16 protein-coding genes and 1 tRNA gene are annotated in these 24794 nt (G+C 46.1%); 8 read left to right on the plus strand and 9 right to left on the minus strand.

The window, feature by feature from the left end; genetic code table 11:
* Positions 1–97 precede the first annotated feature (97 nt).
* The 5 genes from IEY13_RS13085 to IEY13_RS13105 all read left to right on the plus strand — a co-directional run bounded on the left by IEY13_RS13085 (position 98) and on the right by IEY13_RS13105 (position 5639).
* Entirely contained in the window at positions 98–1315 is a 1218-nt protein-coding gene (locus tag IEY13_RS13085) for a zinc metalloprotease (RefSeq protein ID WP_188952785.1), read from the plus strand.
* Positions 1257–2387 (plus strand): LpxL/LpxP family acyltransferase, encoded by a 1131-nt coding sequence (locus IEY13_RS13090; protein WP_188952787.1) that lies wholly within the window; start codon positions 1257–1259, stop codon positions 2385–2387. The genes IEY13_RS13085 and IEY13_RS13090 overlap by 59 nt, the downstream gene beginning before the upstream one ends.
* Before the next feature lie 86 nt (positions 2388–2473).
* The gene (locus IEY13_RS13095; RefSeq protein ID WP_188952789.1) at positions 2474–3586 is read left to right on the plus strand and encodes a sensor histidine kinase; all 1113 of its coding nucleotides are present in this window, start codon (positions 2474–2476) and stop codon (positions 3584–3586) included.
* A 4-nt stretch (positions 3587–3590) separates the two neighbouring features.
* Positions 3591–4313, plus strand: coding sequence for a LytR/AlgR family response regulator transcription factor (locus tag IEY13_RS13100; RefSeq protein WP_188952791.1), 723 nt, complete (start codon positions 3591–3593; stop codon positions 4311–4313).
* A 96-nt stretch (positions 4314–4409) separates the two neighbouring features.
* Positions 4410–5639, plus strand: coding sequence for a lanthionine synthetase LanC family protein (locus IEY13_RS13105; RefSeq protein ID WP_188952793.1), 1230 nt, complete (start codon positions 4410–4412; stop codon positions 5637–5639).
* Positions 5640–5794: 155 nt separating this feature from the next.
* Here IEY13_RS13105 and IEY13_RS13110 read toward each other — a convergent pair whose 3' ends face one another.
* Together IEY13_RS13110 and ung are read right to left on the minus strand one after the other, a co-directional pair.
* Entirely contained in the window at positions 5795–6538 is a 744-nt protein-coding gene (locus IEY13_RS13110; protein ID WP_188952795.1) for a lysophospholipid acyltransferase family protein, read from the minus strand.
* 38 nt (positions 6539–6576) lie between these two features.
* Positions 6577–7248, minus strand: a complete 672-nt coding sequence (ung, locus tag IEY13_RS13115; protein WP_188952797.1) for a uracil-DNA glycosylase — start codon at positions 7246–7248, stop codon at positions 6577–6579.
* Between the two features lie 226 nt (positions 7249–7474).
* Between ung and IEY13_RS13120 the strand changes: the two genes are divergently transcribed.
* Positions 7475–12187: a glycosyl hydrolase gene (locus IEY13_RS13120; protein ID WP_188952799.1), complete on the plus strand. Its 4713-nt coding sequence runs from the start codon at positions 7475–7477 to the stop codon at positions 12185–12187.
* Between the two features lie 168 nt (positions 12188–12355).
* On the opposite strand, the gene IEY13_RS13125 is transcribed toward IEY13_RS13120, so the two are convergent.
* The 7 genes from IEY13_RS13125 to IEY13_RS13155 form a co-directional block, all read right to left on the minus strand.
* A complete protein-coding gene (locus IEY13_RS13125; RefSeq protein WP_188952801.1) occupies positions 12356–12832 on the minus strand; it encodes a DinB family protein in 477 nt (158 codons plus the stop codon).
* A 215-nt stretch (positions 12833–13047) separates the two neighbouring features.
* Positions 13048–14481 carry a TolC family protein gene (locus IEY13_RS13130; protein WP_188952803.1) on the minus strand — a complete coding sequence of 478 codons (1434 nt, stop codon included), beginning with the start codon at positions 14479–14481 and terminating at the stop codon, positions 13048–13050.
* 1 nt (position 14482) lies between these two features.
* Complete coding sequence (locus IEY13_RS13135) at positions 14483–17674, minus strand: efflux RND transporter permease subunit (RefSeq protein WP_188952805.1); 3192 nt, start codon at positions 17672–17674, stop codon at positions 14483–14485.
* 24 nt (positions 17675–17698) lie between these two features.
* Entirely contained in the window at positions 17699–18781 is a 1083-nt protein-coding gene (locus IEY13_RS13140) for an efflux RND transporter periplasmic adaptor subunit (RefSeq protein WP_188952807.1), read from the minus strand.
* Positions 18782–18958: 177 nt separating this feature from the next.
* Positions 18959–19378 (minus strand): hypothetical protein, encoded by a 420-nt coding sequence (locus IEY13_RS13145; protein ID WP_188952809.1) that lies wholly within the window; start codon positions 19376–19378, stop codon positions 18959–18961.
* A gap of 269 nt (positions 19379–19647) precedes the next feature.
* On the minus strand, positions 19648–21786 hold the full coding sequence (locus IEY13_RS13150) for a TonB-dependent receptor domain-containing protein (protein ID WP_188952811.1): 2139 nt from the start codon (positions 21784–21786) through the stop codon (positions 19648–19650).
* Positions 21787–21908: 122 nt separating this feature from the next.
* Entirely contained in the window at positions 21909–22982 is a 1074-nt protein-coding gene (locus IEY13_RS13155) for a helix-turn-helix domain-containing protein (RefSeq protein WP_188952813.1), read from the minus strand.
* Between the two features lie 188 nt (positions 22983–23170).
* On the opposite strand from IEY13_RS13155, the gene IEY13_RS13160 reads away from it, so the two are divergent.
* A complete protein-coding gene (locus IEY13_RS13160; RefSeq protein ID WP_188952815.1) occupies positions 23171–24379 on the plus strand; it encodes an MFS transporter in 1209 nt (402 codons plus the stop codon).
* 340 nt (positions 24380–24719) lie between these two features.
* Positions 24720–24793: transfer RNA gene (locus IEY13_RS13165), tRNA-Ile, on the plus strand.
* The last annotated feature ends 1 nt before the right edge of the window (position 24794 follow it).

The raw sequence follows: 24794 nt of genomic DNA on the forward strand, positions 1-24794 counted from the left end.
CACTTCTGAAAAACACCACCGAGTTATGTATTGAGGCAGTTTTTTGCCAAAAGAACTGCCTTTGAATACTATGTATTTCCCCCCAAAGAAGGACGCAATGGATTTTGAATTGAAAAAAACTGAGGAAAACGGACAAGAGCGGTACTTGCTGCTGAACAAGGCAGGCAGCATGTACCAGCTGAGTGCTGTTTTGTATCAGGTATTATTACAACATAAAAGCGGTAAAAGCGCCGGTGATATAGCAGCTGCAATGAATGTGCTGCATAATACCACTTCGTTTACACCCGCTTTTGTAGAAAATACCCTGAACCAGGTGCTAACCTCTGTACACACAGAACCGGTTGCAACCCCTACAGAACAACACTACGTGCATTTGCGCGTGCCGCTGATAAAGGAGGGGCGCCTGCATGGCCTGTACCGTGTGCTTGCTGCACTATTTCAGCCACAGTTATTTACATTTCTCTTCTGCTTTTCTGTTGCCGCTACCTTTTTGTTTTTGTATAACCAGCATCTGCTGTCGCCTGCCGCATTATGGAAGCATTCTGTAACGCAGTTGTCGCCCGGTGCCATGTTGGTGGTATATCCGCTTTTTATGTTCATTATATTACTGCACGAAGTGGGGCATGCCAGCGCCGCATTCTCCTTTGGCATACGGCCACGGGAAATAGGTATGTGCCTGTACTTCATCTTCCCGGTTTTGTACGCCAATGTATCAGATGTATGGCAGCTAAGCGCGGGTAAGCGTAATGTAGTAAACATAGGAGGCATTTACTTTCAATTGCTTGTTAACGTAATTCTTATTTCCTGTTTTTATACAAACATCAGTCAGCCACTTCTGTGTACGCTTATTATCAGCAACACAATCAGCATGGTGATTTCTTTAATCCCTTTTTTCCGCTACGATGGATATTGGTTATTCAGCGACTACTTTAATATCCCCAATCTCCGGACAAAGTCGGCGGCTCTTGGCGCCGGTCTGTTGCTGGGTGGTATTGGAAAATGGCGGCAGTTAAAAGGTTCCCTTCCCCTTGCTTTACACTTTTACACACTTGCCGGTATTGTGTTCTGGTTATTTGTGTACGCAGAAGTGGCCTCACTGATTGTTAATAATTGCCGTACGCTGTTTGCTCATGTGCAGCAGCGGGGCTTTGCTTATGTTACCGTAACGTTACCAGGTGTACTGGCTGCGTGTGTTACGGTGGTAAGCATATGGGTGTTGATAAAGCATGCTGTTCAACTGTATAAACTCTGTAGCAATGAGCAAAAAACAATACCTGGCCGAAAGGAAGCGTATAGCAGCTGGCACCTTGCTTAAAGCAGACCTTAGCCAGGATGATACGCTTAACAGAACGTTCAATTTTGTAAGCGCCAACCTGCTTAATTTTCTGCCCGGCATACCGGCAGATACCCACGAGGCCCTGTTTTCTCAAATGCTTATGCATCAGCAGCTGAGTATGCTGGACTACCACCACCCGGACGCGTTAAACCAGGTGCGTACCGAAGGCGCTTATGAAGATGCCATTGCTTTACTGAAAAACCGCCCGGCTATTATATGTACTTTTCATATGGGCAGCAACCGGGTGCTGAATCATATGCTGGCGGCGGCAGGTATACCATTTACGGTAGTGGCTGCCAACCATATAGCCCGTGGCGAAGGCGAAGCTTTTAGCCAGATGTATGCGCGTGAATACAACCGGCAGCAGCCCTTTACGGTAATAGAGGCCCAGCAACCGAATGCAGGGTTACAGATGCTGCGTGAACTGAAAAAAGGAAGATCGCTTTTAATATATATTGATGGTAATACGGGGTCGGGTGATGATACCATTCACAATGAAAACCGTACGCGTATTGATTTTCTGAACGGACATATTTATGCGCGCAGTGGTGTGGCGTATCTGTCGCACCTGGCCAATGTGCCTGTAATACCGGTGGTAAGTTACCGCACCAGCCTTAACTGCATACGGCTGCGTATTGAGCAGGCTATTTACCCCGATACCACGGTATCCAGAAAGCAGTATGCAGCTACAGCCACTCAGCAGATTTATAATGCTTTTGCACCGTTGTTACAGCAGTATCCGGAGCAGTGGGAGTGCTGGATGTATCTTCACAAGATGGTAGATTGTAAGGCCTTTACCGGAGCAGACGCTGTGCAGCAGGATACGCACCCGGCTACCGGCGCCTTTCATCTCAACAAAAGCCGGTATGGCGTTTTTAATATCGGCAACGAGTGGTACCTCTTTCATAAACAATCCTATACCTCTTACCCGGTTAACAGAGATATTTATCAGCTGTTGTTTAAATCGTTCAGCAACGCTGTACAGCGAGAGGAAATCAGCAGTCAGGTATTTGAACAGTTATATGCACATAAAGTGTTTATTCAGGCTTAGGGCATAAACTTCTGCATGGTTAAATACGTATTGTATTTTACATTATATTTAGCCTGTTGAAGTACTTACCCCCTTTACAAACAGTTATGTCTTCTTCCGGATTAAAAAACAGCAACCAGACGCGGCTCGTGCTAAGGCACGTTGCCGCCTGGTTTGTTTATGCGTTGTATATTTATATTGTCAACTGCATAACAGACCCCACTATTGCCCCCGTTAAAGTTATTGCCCATCTGCTGCCGTTCTGCCTGTCTTTTTACGTATGTCTTGCCTGCTTACAGCTGTTTAAGAAAAGTTTTATTCTGGGCATACTGTCGCTGATAGGTTCGCTGCTGTCGCTCCTGTACCTGGGGTATAACTACACCTACCGGGTGCTTGCCAATGTGGGCATATACATATACAAAAGCATGAAGCTGCCCGAGTTTTTGCAGGCTGCCCTTACCGGTTACCTGCAGTACTTTGTGTATGCGCTGTTGTATTATATGATACGTGCGCTGTTTAAACGCGAGCAGAGCCTGCGGTTAATACAGGAAGAGAACTTTATGCTGGAACGGGAGAAGAAACAGAAGGAGCTGGAAAATGCTTTGCTGAAGCAGCAGGAGATGAAGATACAGCAGGAGAAGCTGGAGTTGGAATATGCCTTCCTGCGTTCGCAGATTAACCCGCATTTTCTGCACAATACCTTAAACGTGCTGTTTTCGCAGGCGCTGATGCACTCGCAGGAGCTGGCTGATAATATAATGAAGCTGTCACACCTGATGCGCTATGCGCTGGAGAGCTTTGAGGCAGAGGAAGGAAAAGTAAACATCCGTAACGAACTGCAACACCTGCAAACGCTGATTGATATACATCAGGTACGTTTTTCAGGTGCACTAAAGGTGGACTTCAGCGTAACCGGTGACATGGCAGGCCATATGCTGCCGCCGCTGTCTATTATTACCATAGTAGAGAATGCCTTTAAATACGGCGATTTAAAAGACCCATCCCGCCCACTGGTAATACGGGTGAAGCTGGAGGAAGACAATATCTATTTCTACTGCCATAATAAAAAGAAAGCCACGCCTTCGCTGGAGCTGGCTTCGCACAATATAGGTCTGAGTAATCTGAGTAAGCGGCTGGATCTTTCCTTTAAAAACAAGTATGAGATTAAGGCGGATAATGGTGAGGATGCTTATACTTTTGAACTAACTATTAAAAAATGAATGCATGATCAAGTGCGTGATTATTGATGATGAGCAGCTTGCCATTAATGTAATTGAGATGTACGTGAAAAAGATGCCCAACCTGCAGCTGGTGGGCACTGCCACTAATCCGCTGGTGGGTATTGAGCTGGTGCAGCAGCATAAAGCAGACCTTGTTTTTCTGGATATACAGATGGATGAAATGGGGGGGATAGATGTAATGAAAGTACTGGGGCCCGCTGTTAAAGTAGTGTTCTGTACCGCGTTTTCAGAATTTGCTGTACAGAGTTATGAGCTGGATGCAGTGGATTATCTGATGAAGCCGGTGGCCTTCAGCCGTTTTGTAAAAGCGGTACAGCGTGTATCTAACGTTATTCTTTCACAAAGCGCACTTATTCCTGATGCTATACCAGACGATTACATTTTTGTAAAGGCAGAGCAGAAGGGTAAGATGATTAAGATTAATGTAGATGATATTGACTTTGTAGAGGCCATGGGTAACTATGTTGCTTTTCAGCGGGGCAGGGACAGAATTCTTGCTTATCTGACCATGAAGGATCTGGAAGAGCGTTTACCTGCCAGCCAGTTTATGCGGGTACATAAATCGTTTATAGTTGCCTTGAAGTCTATATCCAGTGTGGAAAACGGTGAATTGTTAATGCACGATACCCAGATGCGCGTACCATTAAGTGCTACCTATAAGCAGGGGTTTATGGATAGAATGCGTTCCAGACTGATGGGTGACTAGGCTATAACCTCATTTTACATGCCGTAAACTCAGTTTCACATAATGGTCTGAATACGTATAGGTGCCTTTTTTAGATTTGTATTCTAATAACGTCACATGAAGGGAATTGGTTACCTATACGCTTCAAAAGACATAGAAGCCCCCACTGTATACCGGGAAACGCTGAAAGCCCGTGCCTCGCTGTTACTGGAAAAAACAGAAGAGGCCATCCTGTACCATGAAGCAGACTACCTGCCACAGCAGCCACCTGATACCGATTTAATACTGTACTATGCCGCGCTGTATGAAGCTACCGGCGATGAGGTGTATGGCCGCCTGGCCGATAACCTGCTTACCGAAGCTTTTGCCCTTGTAGATGAGCAGAGTGTACGCACCTGGAACCCCGGTTTAACCAAGGGGTTAAGCGGACTGCTATACCTGGCGGATATGCAGGAGCGCAAGGGCCACTACGTGTTGCAACCCCGCAAGCGCGAACTGATTGAGCAATACTGTTACACATGGGCAAGGCGTTGCATTGCCAATGATTCCAATAGCTTTCTGAATGGCTCTTTTGGTATTTTGTTCAGCTTTCTGAATACGATGCACAACAAAGGCAGACACGAGCAGATAGAGGTTTTGCTGGAAGAGATAGACAGCCATGCGGTGCAAAACCTGAGCCGTTACTGGATACGCAATGGAGCAGGGCATCATAAACATACTATTGATTTCAGCCTTGCCGAAGGGCAGCCGGCCTACCTGCTTATTCTGCTTCAGGCGCTGGAAAAAGGTATTAGCATAGACCGTAATTATATGGCTATTACCCGCGGCATCAGTTATATGCTGCAGGTAAAGCAGGATGTAGACAATGAGAGCGCCCAATACTCCTTTTTTCCCGAATCAGTCAACAGTGTTACCCACCAACGTACCTATTCTAACCGGCTTGGCTGGAATGGTGGTGATTTAACGGAGGCGCTGTTATTGTATCATGCTGCAGATACACTGAGTAATCAAAAATACCTGCAGGTAGCGGATATTGTTGGCACATCGTCTCTGATGCGCATTACGGAAGAGGAAACGCTTTGCACCGATGCTGGCTTTTACGCAGGCGCTTCTGGTGTGGCACAGATGTATAAAACCCTGCATAAGTTACGCCCGCTGCCTGCTTATGAAAAGGGCTATTATTTCTGGATGGAAAAGATGATGGATTTACTGGAGCATGAGCTGGAAAGCGGCCTGTACCGAACCCGTGAGAAGGATCTGCTGAATGGGCTGGTAGGTATAGGATTAACCTTACTGAGTTTTGTACACGAGAAAGAGTTGAGCTGGAGCCGTATCTGCCTTTTGTAATTTCGCCTTTTCATTAAATAGTGTATTAACATTGATGTGGCAGCTGCTATTTTTATAGCGGCTGTTGCTGTATATATAGGACCGTGCGCGCGTAAAGTAACGGTCCTATATATGCATGAAGAAGAAAGCCCGGCTTTGTGCCGGGCTTTTCTTTATTAAGGCTTATGATGGCTGCGGTAATAATCGGTCATTATCTGAAACAGACGGTCTTTTAACTCATTTACATTGTCCTGAGCAGATACTTCCACAGGAGGAAGAAAATGCATTTCCAGATGATGTGGTAGCATGTAAAAGACTTTATTGGCAGGTAACACCTTATCTGTATTGAAAATAAGTACGGGAACGATAGGTTTTTCTGCTATTACAGCCAGGCGGAATGCGCCATCGTGAAATTTCTTTAACGGTTCGCTGGTGCGGTTGCGGGTACCTTCGGGGTAAATTACCATATCCAGGCCCATACCCAATACTTTGCGCATCTGTTCGAAGGATTTGCGGCGGCTTACCGCGCTTTTGCGATCGAGCAGTACACTACCCAGCGAATAAATCCAACCGAAGATGGGTACTACGGCAAAGCTTTTTTTAGCGATGGTTTTATTGGCCTGGGGCATAAAGGGGGTGGTAACGGGTACATCCATCAGGCTGCGGTGGTTACAGATAACCACATAGTTTCTGCCGCGTGTATAGTTTTCCTTTCCTCTGATACGCAGGGGGCATCCTGCCAGCAGCAGGAAAACACGCATCCATGCGCGGGATACCTGACGGTGCCAGCGGGCGGCGTTAGGCTCTGGCATAATAAAACAGGGCAGATAAAAGAAGATTGCTATCATCATGGTAGCGAAAAAGGTGGTTAAACCCCAGAGCGCCCAAATCCTGCCTGTTATGTTCTTAACTAAATTCATGTTTGTCTTTTATGCTTCTATATACGCTGCAAAGGTAATTATACCGTCCAGTCTATCGGGTCCAGTCCTTGTTTTGCCAGTAATTCGTTGGTTCTGCTGAAGTGTTTGCAGCCGAAAAAGCCCTTGTCGGCACTAAAGGGCGAAGGGTGTGCTGCTTTCAGCACATAGTGTTTGGTTTCGTCTATCAGAATCTGCTTTTCCTGCGCAAACTTGCCCCACAGTAAAAATACCACCCCTGTTTTCCCGTCAGATATTTTGCGTATCACAGCATCGGTAAAACTCATCCAACCCACTTTGCTGTGGCTGGCTGGTTCATTGGCTCTTACTGTAAGCACGGCGTTTAACAGTAGTACGCCCTGGCTGGCCCATGGGGTAAGGTCGCCTGTTTTGGGAATAACCATACCAATATCCTTATTCAGTTCCTTATAAATATTTACCAGTGAGGGTGGTGGAGGTACGCCTTCGGGAACGGAAAAGCTTAAACCCATGGCCTGTCCGGGACCATGGTAGGGGTCCTGGCCCAGTATTACCACTTTCACTTTATCGAAAGGCGTTTTTTCAAACGCATTAAATATGAGTGCGCCGGGTGGGTAGATGGTTTTGCCCTGCATTTTTTCCGTTTTCAGAAAGGCGGTTACTTCCTGGAAATAGGGCCGGTTAAATTCCTGATGCAGCGCTTCTTTCCAGCTGGATTCAATTTTAACGTCCATATTCTTATTGAAACAGTTTGGCGCAAACTACTTAAAAATAACGGGATAGCCTTTCTGAGGGCGGTATAGCGTGCAGATTTGTCCCCCTTTTTTTGCGAATACCCCCATGCCGGTTGCTGTTACGGGCTGTTATTTTTGTGCATTGCCAATGATACGAAGCTGACGATTGCCTGTGCGCGGCCTTTGGCGGGAAACCGCTATAAACACTGCATTAAACAATAGCCATATGAGGAATTTTCTACTACTGTGGGTTGTTATGGCCTGCCTGTGTACCACGGGCAATGCCCAAACACCCGTTCTGCCTGTGAAAGGCACATTAAGCAACACTTTATTCAGTTCCCGCACGTTTACCAATGCTACACAGGTAGATACGGTAATGAAGCCGGTTACCCTACCTGCCAGCTATACCCTGGAGGTTACCGGCCGGGTAAATGCTGCTGCGGGGCGCGGGCTGGATATTGAAGCCCGTAATGCTTCTTTTAAAGGATTTCGTTTAAGTATGGGGGCGTCCGGGGTAAGTAATACCGCCAGTCTTAATTCCCCCCAGGCGCTTTCCGTGTTTCCTGCTGCTACCCAGCAAACTTTACGGATAGCAGTAAAAAATGATTCTGCTTTTTACTATCACAACGGCGCTTTTATACAGGCGGGTACGCTGGCTGATGTAAAGGACATTGTAAACGGCGCGGAGGTGAATGACCCGGTGGTGCCTGTGAAGGATACCGCTGTATATCTTACCGGGTGGGCTGGTGTTAACGGCAACAATAGCGGTACGCCTGCGGACTATGGCTGGGCCTATAACGGCACTACCAATACGGGGTTGTTTACCATTGCCAATAATACTGCGGGTGTGCGTTATATGGATGTAACTACTACCGCCAACACACATACGTATAATGGAGCTGCCTGGACCGGCAGGGCCATGTATGTGCGTTGGGATGGCAGTGATATAGCTAATGCGTGCTATACCTATCCGGTTACGCTGCAGGCCAATACCACGTATACTTTTTCTATGCTACAGGGGTATGTATCTAATGCTACGGGTGGTAAAACCCTTACGGTGGGTGTAGGTAAAACAACAGCGGCTTCTGCCCGTTTTGCCTCGCAGAGTTTTACGCCAGCGGGTACTAAAAACCTGGTACGCAGCAACTTTACTTTTACCACGCAGGAGGCGGGTACTTATTACCTGAGTATTACCGGTACCTGGGGATTGTATTCGATTGGCGAACTGCAGTTGAAGGCCACCAACCTGATAGCCAACTGGGCAGGTACGGATACCAGCAAAGCGGGTAGCCCCGCAACCTATGGCTGGGCGCTTACCGGCACCACCACTGCGCTGTTTAATACTGCCAACAGTGGCAGCGGTGTACGTTACATGGATGTAACCACTACTGCCAACACACATACATATAACAATAGTGCCTGGACAGGGCGGGTGCTGTATTTGCGCTGGGATAACAGTGCTATTACGGGTGCCTGTTACAGCTATCCTGTTACGCTGGAAGCCAATACTACTTATGATTTTACTATGCTGCACTCATATGTATCCAATGCTACCGGCAGTAAATATATAACAGCGGGTATTGGTAAAACCACTTCAGCAGCAGACCGGCTGGCTACCCATACCTTCAGCCCGGAGGGAACGAAGGCGCTGAAGCGGGAAAGCTTTCTGTTTACCTCGCAGGAGGCAGGCGTGTATTACCTCACTTTTACCGGTTCCTGGGCTTTATATTCTGTGGCAGACCTTTCTGTAACGAAAGCACAGATAACGCCCCGCTTTTTGTTTGGTAAGAACTATGCCAGCGGTGCGGTGAATATGGACATTGCTTCTGTTACCTATGATGAGGGTGCTTATGCCCCTTCCTCTGTACTGGTGCAGACAAAACAGAATACTACTATTACAGATAGTATTGCATTTTTCCCTTCCAGCGTGAATATCAATTACATTGTTCCTGGTAAAACGGATTTGCACCTGACGGGCGATTTTAGTCCGCTTGTAAACAGCACGGTGCAGCTGAACAGCAATGATGCGTGGCTGTTTCTGGATAATGTAAAGCCTTCCACCGTAACGGCAGGAATGCTGAGTAATATTTATATTAATGGCGTATCGGCATCGGGTAATACCAGTGCGCGTATTGCCATTTATAAGAACGGTACTGTGATAATACCGAATGGAAATGTAACCTCACAGGCTGCTTTGCAGGTGTATACGCAGGCCAGCCTGGGCGGCAGCAGCCGTACCATGGAGATACAGACGTACCATAACAATCTGGGTGCGTTTGATAATGCTATCCGTTCGTTTGTGTTGAAGAGAGGTTACTCGGCTACGTTTGCTACCAATGCAGACGGATCGGGCTATAGCCGTGTGTTTGTAGCCAACGACCGCGATCTGGTGGTGAATGTTATGCCGGAAGGACTGGTGGCTACAACCTCGTTTATCCGCGTGTTTAAATGGGATTGGGTGAGTAAGAAAGGCTGGGCCGGTGGCGGTAATGCACTGGACAAGGTGAACGCTACCTGGTATTACGACTGGAATATAGCCGGGCAAACCACAAGCAACCAGCAGTATGCTATTATACGGCAGCATGGTGGCTGGCCTTCGTGGACAGATATTGGCAATAAACAGAACGTAAACCATTTGCTGGGCTTTAATGAGCCTGACCGCCCTGACCAGGCCAACATGACTATAGAAGAAGCGCTGAGCCAGTGGCCGGAAATGATGAAGTCGGGCCTGAGGATAGGGTCGCCTGCACCGAGTAACCCTAACAGCTGGTTGTACAATTTCATCAGCAAGTGTGATAGCCTGAATTACCGGGTGGATTATGTAGCAATTCATTGTTACTGGAACAGCAGAACGCCCGAACAGTGGTACAGCGGCCTGAAAGCGGTTTATGACCAGGTAAAACGTCCTTTATGGATTACAGAGTGGAATAATGGTGCTAACTGGACAGGGGAGGCCTGGCCTTCTACCGTTCCTGAGCAGCAGGCCAAGCAGCTGGCAGATTTACAAGGTATTTTGCGTGTGTTGGATACCTGTTCTTTTGTAGAACGTTATTCTATATACAACTGGGTGGAGGATAAGCGTGCTATGATACTGGCTGATACGCTTACCCCTGCGGGAAGGTATTATGCGGCCAATAAGTCTGACTTTGCGTACAACCCGCAGAAAGCGTTTACGCATACCTGGAAGCTGGTGGCGGCACCGCTGAGTGGTGCTATAGATACGTCTGACTATTTTAGGGTGCGGTTGAGCTGGCGTGATTTAAACGGAGAGCTGGGTGGTAAATATGTGCTGGAAAGGAAACGGGATGGGATAGACGCTGACTTTACTACAGTTCAGGAGTTTACAGGATATACGGCAGGTAGCACACTTACCTATACTGATAGTGTATACAGCAAAGCTACGTATCGCGTAAAAGCCTACAATACAGCCCTCAGTGCTTCGGTGTATTCTGCATTGTATGAAGTGCTGCGTGATAATGCTCCGCAGGCACCAGCCAGCCTTACGGGTACCGCACTGGCTTCCACTAAAAACCAGTTGAACTGGACTGCGGCAGCTACGGCGCGTTCTTATAACCTGAAGCGATCGCTTAGTGCGTCTGGTCCGTTTGCTACTATTGCAGCGCGTACTACCGGGCTCAGCTTTGCGGATGATAATTTAACCCCCTCTACCAATTACTATTACGTGGTTACCTCGCTGAACTCGGCGGGGGAGAGTGTTAACTCAACGGTGTTAACGCTGCGTACGAAAGATCTGGTGGCACCTGCCGGTGTGGTAAACCCACGGGTAGCATCGGGTGATGGACGGGTAACGCTTACCTGGGATTTTATGTATGATGCCAGCTATAATATTCTGCGCTCTGCCACGGTGAACGGAACATATAGTACCATTGCTACTAATGTGAATACCGTGCGTTACGTGGATACCTATAATATCAGTAACAACAGCACTTATTACTATAAACTGGTGGCTTATAACGCAGCCGGTAGCAGTCCGCAAACAGCTGCGCTTACTGCTACGCCTAAAGCAGGGCAGCACCTGCATCTGAACTTTAATGAGAACACCGGCACTTTTGCGGAAGATACCTGGGGTGCTTTTCACGGAAGTTTGCAGAATAGCGCTGTGTGGGCCAGCGGCCAGAACGATGCAGCGGTGCAGCTGGTAAAAGCTTCTTCTTCTTATGTAGGTTTGCCGGCAGGAGTGGTGAGTGAGTTGAATAACTTTACCATTGCAGCCTGGGTAAAGCTGCCAGCTAATCAGGGTAATAACACCCGCCTGTTTGATTTTGGAAATGGTACAGGCACATTTATGGTGCTGGTACCTAAAATAGACCAGACGGTGCGGTATAAAATTACCTGCCCGGCCGGTACGTACGATCGTTACATTCCTTATGCAGTGCCGCTGGATAGCTGGGTGCATCTTACCATTTCGCAGAGTGGTAATGTGTTTAAACTGTATGCGAACGGCGTATTGCAATACACGGACAGCGGAGCTACAGTGAAGCCATCGGATATGGGGGTTACCGCTATCAATTACCTCGGTCGCTCACAGTTTCCCGCAGATCCGTATAGTGATCATATTTATGATGATTTCCGGATTTATAACTATGCACTGAATGCTGCTGATATTGCTACACTTGCGGCAAGCAGTACCGCTTTGGTGACCAATACACAAAGTGCAGCACCAGCATTTGCCGGCACGCCGGATATGGAGATACAGGTGTATCCTAACCCCGCCAGCAGTGTTGTGTACCTCTCAGGGCTGAAAGGGAAGGCCGGCAGTTATACGCTGTATAATAATAATGGAGCAGCGGTTGCACAAGGGGTGGTACAGCAGAACAGTATTGTTTTGCCTGCATCTATTACCAATGGTGTATACTTTTTACAACTGTATTCCGGCAATTCGCTTCTTGTAAGAAAACGGGTGATGGTATTACGATAGACTTTCGGTTTTTGTTTTAAGGAGGCTGCCTGGTGCAGCCTCTTTTTCGTTGACCAGGAGAATAAAGTGCGTGTTGCCTGAACTGCAAAGAAGGATGCGTTTCCAGTTTGTTTTTTGCAGTTCATTCCGCAATGATGTTTCCGGATTGGTGCAGGCGTAGTAGCCCCGTTAAACGGGTGTTTCTACCTGCACTATTTTTTTTATCAATACTATCTGCCCCAGATGGTAATGCGAATGTTCAATAATACCTGCCAGGTTACGGAAGTAGTTACCGTATTTTTCATCGGAAAAGTATTCCTGCAGTTTTTCGTCTTCCAATGTTTCAATCAGTGCTGCAAACAGTTCTGCATCTTTCCAGGTGGTTTCCAATAGTTGCTCCCATTCCTGCGGAGATTGTATTGGCGGTACATCAAAGCTAAATTTGTCGTGTGCGTTCAGTGGTTCTGCCTGTAACACTTTAAGTACGGCGTCTACGTAGTAGTGAATATGGTATACCAAAGCGGCAATGGTGTTGAAAGTATATACTTTAGTGGTGGCTTGTTGCCAGGTAATATCTCTAACAGTGTCGCGCAGATTTACGCTGGTCCAGTTACCACCGAAGTGTACATCGCGCAAATGTTTGGCTAATTGTTGTGTAATAGTCATAGTTATTAAATGTACACCAGTGTCATGGGTTTACAGAGATATGGGGCATTTTTTTATTTGGTAGAGTTGCTTATGTTTAAGTATTATAAATAGCTTTTTTCCTGAAGGATCTTGTCAACGGGCTGTTTATGATATTGATTGCCGTAAAAAACGAATAGCCGGTAAAAACCGGCTACTCTGCATCAAGGCTCTGCTGAATGAGCCAATAAACTCTCTTAATTCCATCCGCCGCCTAATGCCTTGTAAATGTTTACCATGGCATTCATCTGCTGCTTTTTGGTTTCGATCAGTTCAAATTTTGATTCTAATGCGTCTCTTTGTGTCATTAATACTTCCATGTAATCTGCCCGTGCTGATTTGAACAGGTCGTTAGAGATGTCGATTGACTGCGTTAGCGCCTGAACCTGTTTGGATTTGAGGTCGTAGCTCTTCTCCAGGTTTTTGATCTTTGCCAATTGGTTTGCTACTTCTACATAAGCGTTTAATATGGTGCGCTCGTAGTTGTAAGCGGCCTGCACCTGTTTGGCACTGGCGTTATAATAACTTGCTTTTATTGCATTTCTGTTTACCAGTGGGGCCATTAAATCGCCTGCCAGCGAATACAGGATAGATTCCGGTGTTCTGAACAGGTACGAAGGGTTAAAGGCCTGATAGCCGATGCCTGCAGAAATGCCCAGGGAAGGGTAGAACTGCGCCTTGGCTATTTTTATATCCAGTTTGGCGGCTACCAGTTCCTGCTCTGCCTTGCGTATATCCGGGCGGTTAGCCAGCAGCTGAGAGGGGAGGCCTTCGTGTACTGCGGCGGGCAACAGTGTGGTGAACGATTGGCTGTTGCGCGGTATTGGCTGCGGATAACGGCCCAGCAGAAAGTTGATGCGGTTTTCTGTTTCTACAATCTGCTGCTGAATATCAAACTGCAGGCTTTTGGTTTTCAGCACTTCGGCTTCAAACTTTTTTACCGCCAGTTCGGTAGTACGGGTGGCTTCTTTCTGCAGCTTAACAATTTCCAGGGCATTGGTTTGTATGTCTATGTTCTGCTTTATAATATCCATCTGGTTGTCCAGTGCCAATAACTCGTAGTACGAGTTGGCTATCTCGCCAATCAGGTTGGTGATTACAAAATTCCGGCCTTCCACAGTAGCTACGTACCGGTTGATGGCTGCTTTGGTGGCATTATGCAGCTTGTTCCATATGTCTATTTCCCAGGTAGCATAAGCACCTATCAGAAAGTCGCCCAGTGGCTCAGGTGTTTCTTTGCCGGGGGCAATTTCTACATTCTTTTCCAGCGCACCCTGTGGGGTATACCTGGCTTTTTTATCCACGCCTGCACCAGCTTTTACACCCACAAAAGGCAGGTATTCCCCTTTTCTGGCCTGTATTTCATTACGGGTAACGGCTATCTCCTGTAAGGTAATATTCAGCTCCTGATTGTTCTGCAATGCAGAATCAATCAGTGCATTCAGGTAAGGATCTGTAAAGTATTCCTTCCATTTTACCTTAGCAGAGTTAGTAGAATCCTGCGCGTTATTATAACTGGCAGGTGTGTTTTTATTTTCAGCTTTTTCCACAACCGCGGGTAGTTTACATGCGGTGAAACTGAATGCAGCTGAGGCTATTGCCAGACTGCTGTATTTTATCTTTTTAACCATGTTATTCCCCTTCTTCGTTGTGTGAAAAGTTATCTATCTGGTGCACGAATCCTTCTGATAAAGAAGTCTCCTCTTCAAATCTGATCAGCTTTCTGCCATCGGCAAGAGAAGCGAATATGAAGTACAGGCCTGGCACAATTACCACCCCGAAAATGGTTCCGAAGAGCATGCCACCCAGTGCGGCTGCACCCAATGTACGGTTGCCAATGGCACCTGCGCCTGTAGCTATAATCAGTGGTATTAAGCCTGCAATGAATGCGAAGGAAGTCATAAGGATAGGGCGGAAGCGCACCTTTGCACCCTCTATGGCGGCCTCTATAATGGTAGAACCTTCGTGGCGTTTCTGCACGGCAAATTCCACAATCAGTACTGCGTTCTTGCCCAATAGCCCTACCAGCATAATTAAACCAATCTGTGCATAGATATTGTTTTCGAGGCCCATCATCTTCAGCAGGAAGAAGGAGCCGAAAATGCCTACGGGCAGTGACAGGATTACGGAGATAGGAATGATAAAGCTTTCATATTGTGCGGCCAGTACAAAGTATACGAATATCAGTACTATAGCAAAGATGTATATAGATTCGCTGCCTTTGTTGGCTTCATCAAACGAAAGACCTTCCCATGCTATATCGTACCCTTTAGGCAGTTTTTTAGCTACTTCACGTACGGCGGCTATGGCATCTGCTGTGGTGTATCCGTTGGCTGGCAAGCCCTGGATAGCTGCAGAGTTGTACATGTTATAGCGTGTAATCTCGTTAGGCCCCTGGGTTTTAATCAGTTTCATAAACGCAGAGTATGGCACCATTTCACCCTGATCGTTCTTTACATACATATTCAGTACATCAGAAGGTAGTCTTCTGAACTGAGGGTCGGACTGAACGTATACTTTAAAGAAGCGGTTGAATTTAATGAAGCCCTGCTCGTAGGTACTACCAATCATGATGTCCAGGTTTTCCATGGCTTTACCAATAGATACCCCTTTCTGCATAGCCAGATCATTATCCACTTCCAGCTCGTACTGCGGATAGTTGGCGGCAAAGAAACTGAACAGGCCGGTTAGTTCCTTGCGTTTAGCCAGTTCATCCATAAAGTGTTTCTGTATCTTGTCAAAGTCCTGGTAATCGGTAGTAGTGTTTTTATCCAGCAAACGCATGGAAAAACCGCCGGAAGAACCAAAGCCGGGAATAGCAGGTGGCTCAAAGAATTCTATTTTAGCACCGAGGTCTCTGGATTTTTCTTCCAGTTCTTCCATAATCTCGGTTACCTTATGTTTTCTTTCGCTCCATGGTTTCAGGTTAATCAAACAGGTACCGGCGTTGGAGCCGCGGCCCTCTGTCATAATCTCGTAGCCTGCCAGAGAGGATACGGATTCTACCCCATCTATTTCCTCACAAATCTTCTGCAGCCGCTGAGAAACCTGATTGGTGGTTTCCAGTGTAGAGCCGGGAGGTGTTTGAATAATGGCGTAAATGGTACCCTGATCTTCAATAGGTATAAAACCCGCCGGAAGTGTTTTGTTTACAAAGTAAGTACCGGCACAGAAGGCTATCAATACCAGGAAGGTTACCCATCTTCTGTTTACTATTCTTTTCAGTATGCTTACATACCCACCGGTAAGTTTATCAAACCCACGGTTAAAGCTGTCTAACGCTTTGGTAAGTATGTTTTTCTTTTTGGGATGGCCATGATGGTTTTTGAGCAACATGGCACATAATACCGGTGTAAGTGTAAGGGCAATAATGGCCGAGATAACAATAGAGCTGGCCATGGTAATAGAGAACTGGCGGTAGAAGGTACCCACCGGGCCCGACATGAATGAGATAGGAACGAATACTGATACCATTACTGCCGTAATGGCTATGATGGCGCCACTTATTTCGCCCAAAACCATTTTTACCGCTTTGTAAGGCGAAATGTGCGGATGCTCCTCAAACTTGGCGTGCACGGCTTCCACCACCACAATGGCATCATCCACCACAATACCAATAGCCAGTACCAGTGCAAACAGGGTTACCAGGTTAATGGTAATACCAAAGAACTGTATTACAAAGAAGGCACCCACCAGCGATACCGGTACGGCCAGAATGGGGATGAGGGTAGAACGCCAATCGCCCAGAAATATAAATACCACAATGGCCACCAGTATAAAGGCATCGCGCAGGGTATCAATAACCTGCTCAATAGAGGCGTCGAGGAATTTAGATACGTCGTAACTGATTTTGTAATCCAGGCCGGGAGGAAAGGTTTCTTTCATTTCTTCCAGCTTCTTTTTTACACTTTCAATTACTTCGTTGGCGTTACTGCCGTAGTTCTGCTTTAATACAATAGAGGCAGAAGGGTGACCATCCAGGTTAGAGTAAATATCAAAAAACTCACTACCCAGTTCTGCCTTACCAATATCTTTCAGGCGAATGCGTTCGCCGTTGGCATTGGCACGTATAATAACATTCTCGTATTCTGCCGGCTCACTAAAACGACCTTTGTAGGTTAACACGTATTCCAGTGACTGTGCTTTAATACCTGAGCTTTGACCAATACGTCCGGGGCGGCCTACAATACTTTGTTCGCCCAGTGCTTTCATTACCTCATCAACCGATACATTGTATGCACGCATCCGATCGGGATTGAGCCATATACGCATAGCGTAGGTACGGCTACCTAATATCTGTGAACGTGCTACGCCTTTAATACGGTTGATCTCAGGAAGCATTTTTACGTTGGCATAGTTGTACAGGAACTTTTCATCCATGTTCTTGTCCTTCGCATACAGGTTTACATACATCAGCATGCTGGGCTGTATGGGGGTAATTACCACACCTTCGCGCTGCACCAGCTCGGGCAGCAATGGCATTACCTGGTCTACCCTGGTTTTGACTCGTATTACGGCCTGGTTGGGATCTGTGCCGGGCTCAAAAATGATTCTTAATGTAGCCTCACCGGCGCTGGTGGCATCTGTTGCCATGTAGCGCATATCCTGCACGCCGTTAATGGCGTTTTCTAATGTAATCAGCGTTGATTTTACCAGCACATCGGCACTGGAACCAGGATAGGCAATAAAGATATTGACCGTGGTGGGGGCAATATCGGGAAACTGAGAGGTAGGCAATTTGATGATTGCCAGTGTACCCATAAAAACAATAATAATCGAAATCACTATCGCAAATACAGGCCTATGTATAAACTTGGAAAACATATTTTCTGTCTTTAGGTGATGCGATTATTCTGCGTATAATTCCAGGTGTGATAACACTTCTTCCGGCTTCTCAAATCTGTATTCTATTTTTTCGTTTTCTTTTACCTGGCGCAGGCCTTCCAGCAATATTTTATCGCCGGTAGAAAGTCCGTCTTTGATAATGAAAATATGTGGCAGTTCTGCTGCTATGGTAATTTCTCTGGACTTAACAGTGTTGTCTTTGTCAATCACATACACGTATTTCTTTTCCAGCACTTCAAAAGTGGCTTTCTGCGGAATTAACATGGCATTTTTAATAGGGTCTGTTACCTGTACGCTGCCGGTTTCGCCGTTTCTTAATAAACCTTTGGGGTTAGGGAAGGTGGCGCGGAAAGCAATGTTGCCTGTTTCGTTGTTAAAGTCTGCTTCTATGGTTTTTACTACACCGGTATGTTCAAACAGTTCGTGGTTGGCCATACGCAGGCTTACTTTCAGTTTGCCCTGTGCTTTAACCATTTGCTGGTAGTTAAGGTATTCCTGTTCAGACACGTTAAAGTATACCCACATCTGGCTGTTATCGCTCAGGTCGGTCAGTAATTCCCCTTCTTCCACCAGGCTTCCCAGTTTCATGTGCAGCCTGTCTATAAGGCCATCAAAAGGCGCTCTTATTTCCGTAAAAGCCAGGTGTACTTTAGATAACTGTAACTCTGCTTTAGCTTTAGCCAGTTTGGCTTTGGCCATAGCCAGTTCGTTTTTAGATACAATGTTTTTTTCTGCCAGGGGCTGTGTGTTCTGCACTTCAATTTCAGCGGCATTTACTTCGGCCTGCGACTTTTCCATTTCTGCTTCGTACAACTGCGGCATAATTTTAAACAGCAGCTGGCCTTTTTTTACAAACTGACCTTCATCTACATAAATGCCCTGGAGGTAGCCTTTTTCCTGGGTTCTGATTTCTGTGTTGCGGATAGAACGTATCTGCGATACGTATTCTTTGGTAATAGTGGTGTCCATTACCGCGGGACTGGTTACAAGGAATTTTGTAGCCTCTTCTTTCTTTTCGGTTTTAGGTTTGCAGCTTGTATGGCAAATAATGGCATACAGGCTCAGGAACATGAGGATTCTCTTCATATTATTATGGGTTCTAAAAAATGTTGAATGATATTGCCGGCCGGCATTGCGGTTTAGGTATGTGCATGGCACAGGGAATGTTATAACGCAACACCACAGGGCACGGTAGCCGACGTAAAAACGGATGTGAACGGGAAATGCAAATGCTTCCGTACACTGCTAAACGGTATTACAGCATCAGATTCTGAATACGCAGTGCAGGAGATACTTAAAAGAAGATGAGTAAGAAAGATGCTCGCAAACGGGCAGGCGGTTGTGCTGGTTAAGGCTGGTAAACCCGGGGGTAAAGGTGTAGAAGAGGGCTACTGCAAAGTGGCTTAACTCCAGGTACTTTTTAGAAGATGATGTAAGGTCTTCTTCGTCTTCCAGCTCTTCATTCTTGCTTTCACTCTCTTTTTTCTTTACCGGGTGGGCTTGTTTAAAGGTGTCCCGTGTAATTTTTGTGTGAGAGGTTTGCGTGAAAGAAGTAAAGTCAGACAGCGTTTCGATAGGGTAGAAGCCAGGTGTGTATTGTTGCAGACTGGCATGCAGATGATCGTTCCCCCTTACCAGGAGGAAACACAGAGATAGAATAAGTCTGATAAAAAATCTCTTCATCGGGGCCCAAAGTAACATGAAGTTTGTTAAATAGTCAAACCTCTGAATTGTTAAAAATCAATAGCCTTCTAAAAATAACAATAGCTTCCCTGCAATGGAAAGCTATGAATCAAATACTGCCAAACACGTGTACTCATTTCAACTAAAATGATTCATCGCTTCCGGCAAGTACAGTAAAATTAACTGCACAATCTTATTGGCTCCAAGTTTTTGCTTACTTATTTTATTTTCTGAAAGTATGATTTTGAGGGTAGGAGGGTGTTTGGGTATTATATCCCGGCCCGGTTTTCTTCTTCCGCTTTACGTATTTGCCGGGCTTTGTAGGTGGAGCGGCCCCAGCTATAGCTAACGGTAATTACCAGCTGTTGCACACCGGGCCAATGCGATAGCCGGTTGTTGATAATACTCTTTTCACGGAATATGCGGGTTACTGTATAGGTGTTGAACAGATCGTAATAATTAATGCGGGTATTCAATTTGTTTTTCAACCAGCTTTTTTGCAGGCCCAGGTCCAGGTTAGATACGGGTTTGCCCATGTACAATCCGTCACCGCGTGGTGAGGTGTAGTAGTAATACACCTCAGCCGTAAAACCTTTGGGTAAGGTAAATACCTGTGTGGTAGCAGTGGTGAATGCAGTTATAGGAATGGCGTACGTGGCGTTGTGGTAAGGGGTGGGTTCTTTTTTATAGTATCCGTTTATATTATAGTTCATCTTCCACCAGGGGGTTACGGTTATGGGAAAGCTTATTTCCAGACCGGCAAAATGGTTGTAAGGCAGGTTTCTGCCCAGGTAGGCCAGTTCGTTGGTAATGGGGTTGTATTCCGGGTAACGGGTGGCAGGATCTGTTTCCTTACCTATATGTGCGGAAGCTGTAAAACGTTTCTGGTTCCAGGAAAGGGTGAGCTGGCTGGTGGCAGATGAACGGAGATAGGGGTTGCCTACCCAGTAGTTGAGGGGGCTGAAGTAAAAGCGGAAGGGATTAAGCTGTGAAAAATCGGGCCGGGTAATGCGACGGGTGAATGCCATGTTGAGTTGTTGGCTGGCAGAGAAAGCATAATTGATATTGAGGGAGGGAAGCCAGTTAAGGTAGTCTCTTTTTGTAAGCGGGTCTTTGGTAAAAGCATCGGCGCTGGTATAGGTGTGTTCGGCGCGGAGGCCTGCTGTTATACTGATATTACTGAACTGTTTTTTGTAATTCAGATAACCGGCGGTTATATATTCTTTATACAGAAAGCCGTTGCTGCGGCCGCTGTCTGGCTGAAATTGACCGCTGATAGCGAGCGTATCATACCGCAGGTTGTTGTGGGTGGTGGTAAAGGAAATGCGTGCACCTGCGCTCCATTCGCCTTTTAGTAACCTGCCGCTGATATCGGTTTGGGCAGTGCGGATAGTTACCTCATTTTTCAGGGCTGTTTTCCAATAAGATAGTAATTGGTTATTACGGGTGTTGGTGTTCTGTATGTTTTCCTGCTGCTGGTTGCTGATTTTTAGCAGAGAGGCAAAAAATGTCCATTGTGTTTGCTTCCATTGCAGTGTATGGTTGAGGTTGGCGGCATAGTTGTTTTGTTGCAGGTGCGCATTGTTATGGGAGCTGGTGTGCGATACCAGGTGGGTGGCTGTAGAGTCGGTTGTGCGCAGGGTATTCTCTGAAAATATGTCTCTGTTGATGCGGAAGGCCCTCAGTTGCAGTTCCAGCTGATGCCGGGTACTGAAACTGTATTCTGTATTCAGCTGATAATTAAAGTTGTTGTTGTTGGTGCGTGTATCTGTATTGGTGGCCATAATGTTGGTGTTAAATAAATGCTGGTACGCCTTATAGCCGCGTATGGTATTTCCTCCGGTATGGCCCAGCCGGGCTGTATAAGCCAGGCGCGGTGTTTTATAAGTAAGCAGCAGGTTGTTATCCGTCAGTGTATAGGCGTTGCGTTGCAGGCGGGAGGTAAGGGAGCCTTTCCAGCCCAGGGTTTGGTCGGGCTTCAGCCGTATATTAATAATACCCTTAAAGGTGGCATCGTATTGGGCGGAGGGGGTATTCATTACCTCTATGGAGGTAATCATATCCGCTGGCAGGGTGTTGAGGTAGTTGAGCAATTCTTCGGGGCTCATGGGCACGGGTTTGCCGTTGATGAAAACGGTGGGGGCTATTCTGCCAGATAACAGCAGATTCCCTTCACCACTTACTTCCAGTCCGGGTATTTTTTTCATTACATCCAATGCATTGGAAGCTGATTTAAACAGGCTGTTGCCGGCTATGTTTACTATCAGTTTATCTGCCTGCCGCTGAAAGGCCGGGCGATGGCCGGTTACCACCACCTGTTGCAGGTGCGCGGTATCGGTGTTGATTTGTGCGGTTGCTGTAAGGGTGGTTGCGGCCAGCAGGCTGCTGAGGAGTGTTCGGTATGCCATTGCCCGTGTTTGCGTAAACCTAACAAGGCTATTGGCTGGCAGCGTCTGGTTTTGCAATTCCGGCGTACGGATTTATAAAACCGTACGTGTACGTATGTTGAACTATACAGAGAATCAGAAAGTTAGGTGTTGGTGGTTTTTCCCTGGTTTTCCTTGTAAAAGGCCGGTGTAGTATCTTTTACTTTTTTGAATGCAGCGTAAAATGTAGATTTTGAATTGTAGCCCACTTCGTATCCAATGGCTTCCAGTGTAAGGTGGGAGTGGGTGGTGATAAGCCGGCAGGCGGCATGAATGCGGTACTCATTCATATAGGCAGAGAAGCTTTTACCCATATTGTCGTTCAGTAGCTGCGATAACTGGTGGGCGGAAATGTTTATTTTCTGTGCCAGATCACTCAGTTTCAGATGAGGGTTTTTGTACAGTTCTTTTTCCTGCAGCGCTTTTTCCAGTTTTTCTATCCATACCTGCGCCTCATTATCGGGTATTTTCTTTTTTGTACGTTCTGTTATAATGGCGGTTTGTACCTGTAAAATACTTTCCAGCTGGTTGTTTTGCAGGTAAAACAGAAAAGAGAGATAAAGGAAAAAGGAAAAAGTAAGCGCCCCGCTGATATAAATACTGCATACCCGCATAGCCAGCACGTACAGGGTAAATATACAGGCGGCAGCCAGGAATACCAGTAGTCTGAACTGCCGGGTAGCTTTTAAGCTTTTAGAAGGTATAATGGGTAATTGATAATCTTTCCACAGCAAATATCCGGCAACCGCTGTGTACAGGCCCCATTGCAGATAAATAAGCTGTATAATAATGCCGTTCCACAATTGGGGATATACCTGATAGGGTAGCCGTATACCACCTATTAGTACTATGGCGGCCAGTGTGCCCCAATGCCATTTCCAGGAAGGTCGTGGGTTGAGGTGGGACTCGATGGACGACCTTATAAAGAACAGGAGCGAAGGGCCGATGAAAAAGCAGGCAGATAGGCCCAGTTGCTTGTAAATGGGAGGCAGTTGCGGGTTAAAATACACCACTACGGATTTGGCCACCCGCAGGCTCATAGCCAGTAATAACAGGCCCAGAAATACTGCGGGCATGGACTTTCTTTTGCGGCTTATAAACAGGTAAATGCTCAGTAACAGGCCATTTGCTGCGCCAAGGGCGCTGGTAAGAAAAAGTAGTTGCTGGCCGGTATTCATAAGTAGTGTGTTTTGCTGCTTAACAAATCTAAGTGATTGTTTTTTGTTAGTGGCGTTTTTGGGATCAGCGGCTTTTTGCAGGTATGCCGGGTGTTTTTGTTTGATTATTACAATTATCTATTTGATTTGTCTAATGCGCCTGTTTTCAGGTATACTTATTTTTGTAGTGCAGATTTAAAGAAGCGTATATGTTACAAAGTGCGTCTGAGAGAAGAAAGAGACTGGCAACCATTCTGGCATTTATTTCCATTCCTTTATCTGGTTTTGTAACCGATATTTATTTGCCTTCTTTCCCTTCCATGGCCAACAGCCTTGGGGTGGCGGAAAGTAATATTCAGCTTACCCTTACCTGTTTTTTTATGAGCTACGGTATTTCGCAGCTGTTTGTGGGCAGCTTGCTGGATAGCATTGGCCGTTTTAAGCCTGCTATGTATGCATTGGGTGTGCTGATTGTATCCAGCGTGGTAATAGGTTTAACCAAAGATATTCAACTGATTTGCCTGCTGCGGGTATTGCAGGGCATTGCAGTGGCTTTTGTGGTGGTAGCCAAGCGGGCGTTTTTTGTGGATTTGTATTCGGGCGATAAACTGAAGCATTACCTGAGTTATTTTACCATCACCTGGTCGCTGGGGCCCATTGTTGCTCCGTTTTTAGGTGGTTACCTGCAAAAGTTGTTTAACTGGCAGAGCAATTTCTATTTTATTGCCGCTTACGCTTTACTGATGCTGGTGGCAGAGTTGCTGGTAAGTGGTGAAACCATGGCAGTACGTAAGCCTTTTCAGCTGAAGCGTATTAAAGATAATTACGGCATGATGCTGGGTAACCGGGTATTTGTGCTGGGCATATTTACGCTGGGGCTGGCTTACTCGGTAGTAATGGTGTTTAATATTGCCGGCCCGTTTGTAATAGAAAACTATTTTCATTACAATTCTATTGTAATTGGTTACTGTACGCTGGTGCTGGGCTTTTCGTGGATGATTGGTGGTATTATAGCCAAGCGACTTACTGCGCTGGACTTTAACCGAAAGGTGACTGGCTCTGCCACTTTGCAGTTGTGCTTAATTGTAGTGTTACTGCTGGTGGGGTTACAAAGTCATCAGTTGTGGAGCTTTATGCTGCTGGCTTTTTTTATTCATATCTGTTCCGGTTTTTTATATACCCTGCATTTTACCAGCACCATGCTGTGCTTTCCGCAACATGCGGGTATGACCAGTGGACTTATGGGCGGTATGGTGTATCTGATTACTTCGCTGTTTAGCTTTTTGTTATCCATCACAGGTAAAATAAATACGCAGCAGGATATAGTAACCCGGTATATGGCAATATCTGCATTGCTGGTAGGGGTGGTATGGTATACGGTATATAAGCGTAAGGCGGCGGCGGTAGCGCTGCAATAGTTGAGATAGTTGTAAAGTGCTGTTGAATAAAAAGAATAAAATATTTGCTTTTTAAAATCAAGTAGTTATCTTCGCTCTATCAATTAAGAAAATGAAACGAATATCTATCATAACAAACAATACTGTCATAGGAAGCATACGGCTTTCCCGTGGTTATTGATTTTTGTTATGAGGTATACATCATATCAAGATATTAAAAGCCCCGGAGCCATATAGCACGGGGCTTTTTTATGTACCTGCCTTAACGTGTTATATCCTTTCTCAAAGTGTTTACTGTTACTGCCGTCTGGTTTTAGTGGAAGAGTACCTGTATGCTGTAGTCTTCCGGAAAAGTAATTATTGATGCTTAGCTCAGCTGGTTAGAGCAGGTGCCTTATACGCACAAGGTCATCGGTTCAAATCCGATAGCATCAAC

It is taken from the genome of Filimonas zeae, assembly GCF_014641615.1.
Lineage (GTDB): Bacteria > Bacteroidota > Bacteroidia > Chitinophagales > Chitinophagaceae > Filimonas > Filimonas zeae.

Coding starts and splice junctions, on each gene's coding strand:
- IEY13_RS13085 (WP_188952785.1), top strand. CDS start 98: ATGGATTTTGAATTGAAAAAAACTGAGGAAAACGGACAAGAGCGGTAC.
- IEY13_RS13090 (WP_188952787.1), top strand. CDS start 1,257: ATGAGCAAAAAACAATACCTGGCCGAAAGGAAGCGTATAGCAGCTGGC.
- IEY13_RS13095 (WP_188952789.1), top strand. CDS start 2,474: ATGTCTTCTTCCGGATTAAAAAACAGCAACCAGACGCGGCTCGTGCTA.
- IEY13_RS13100 (WP_188952791.1), top strand. CDS start 3,591: ATGATCAAGTGCGTGATTATTGATGATGAGCAGCTTGCCATTAATGTA.
- IEY13_RS13105 (WP_188952793.1), top strand. CDS start 4,410: ATGAAGGGAATTGGTTACCTATACGCTTCAAAAGACATAGAAGCCCCC.
- IEY13_RS13110 (WP_188952795.1), bottom strand. CDS start 6,538: ATGAATTTAGTTAAGAACATAACAGGCAGGATTTGGGCGCTCTGGGGT.
- ung (WP_188952797.1), bottom strand. CDS start 7,248: ATGGACGTTAAAATTGAATCCAGCTGGAAAGAAGCGCTGCATCAGGAA.
- IEY13_RS13120 (WP_188952799.1), top strand. CDS start 7,475: ATGAGGAATTTTCTACTACTGTGGGTTGTTATGGCCTGCCTGTGTACC.
- IEY13_RS13125 (WP_188952801.1), bottom strand. CDS start 12,832: ATGACTATTACACAACAATTAGCCAAACATTTGCGCGATGTACACTTC.
- IEY13_RS13130 (WP_188952803.1), bottom strand. CDS start 14,481: ATGGTTAAAAAGATAAAATACAGCAGTCTGGCAATAGCCTCAGCTGCA.
- IEY13_RS13135 (WP_188952805.1), bottom strand. CDS start 17,674: ATGTTTTCCAAGTTTATACATAGGCCTGTATTTGCGATAGTGATTTCG.
- IEY13_RS13140 (WP_188952807.1), bottom strand. CDS start 18,781: ATGAAGAGAATCCTCATGTTCCTGAGCCTGTATGCCATTATTTGCCAT.
- IEY13_RS13145 (WP_188952809.1), bottom strand. CDS start 19,378: ATGAAGAGATTTTTTATCAGACTTATTCTATCTCTGTGTTTCCTCCTG.
- IEY13_RS13150 (WP_188952811.1), bottom strand. CDS start 21,786: ATGGCATACCGAACACTCCTCAGCAGCCTGCTGGCCGCAACCACCCTT.
- IEY13_RS13155 (WP_188952813.1), bottom strand. CDS start 22,982: ATGAATACCGGCCAGCAACTACTTTTTCTTACCAGCGCCCTTGGCGCA.
- IEY13_RS13160 (WP_188952815.1), top strand. CDS start 23,171: ATGTTACAAAGTGCGTCTGAGAGAAGAAAGAGACTGGCAACCATTCTG.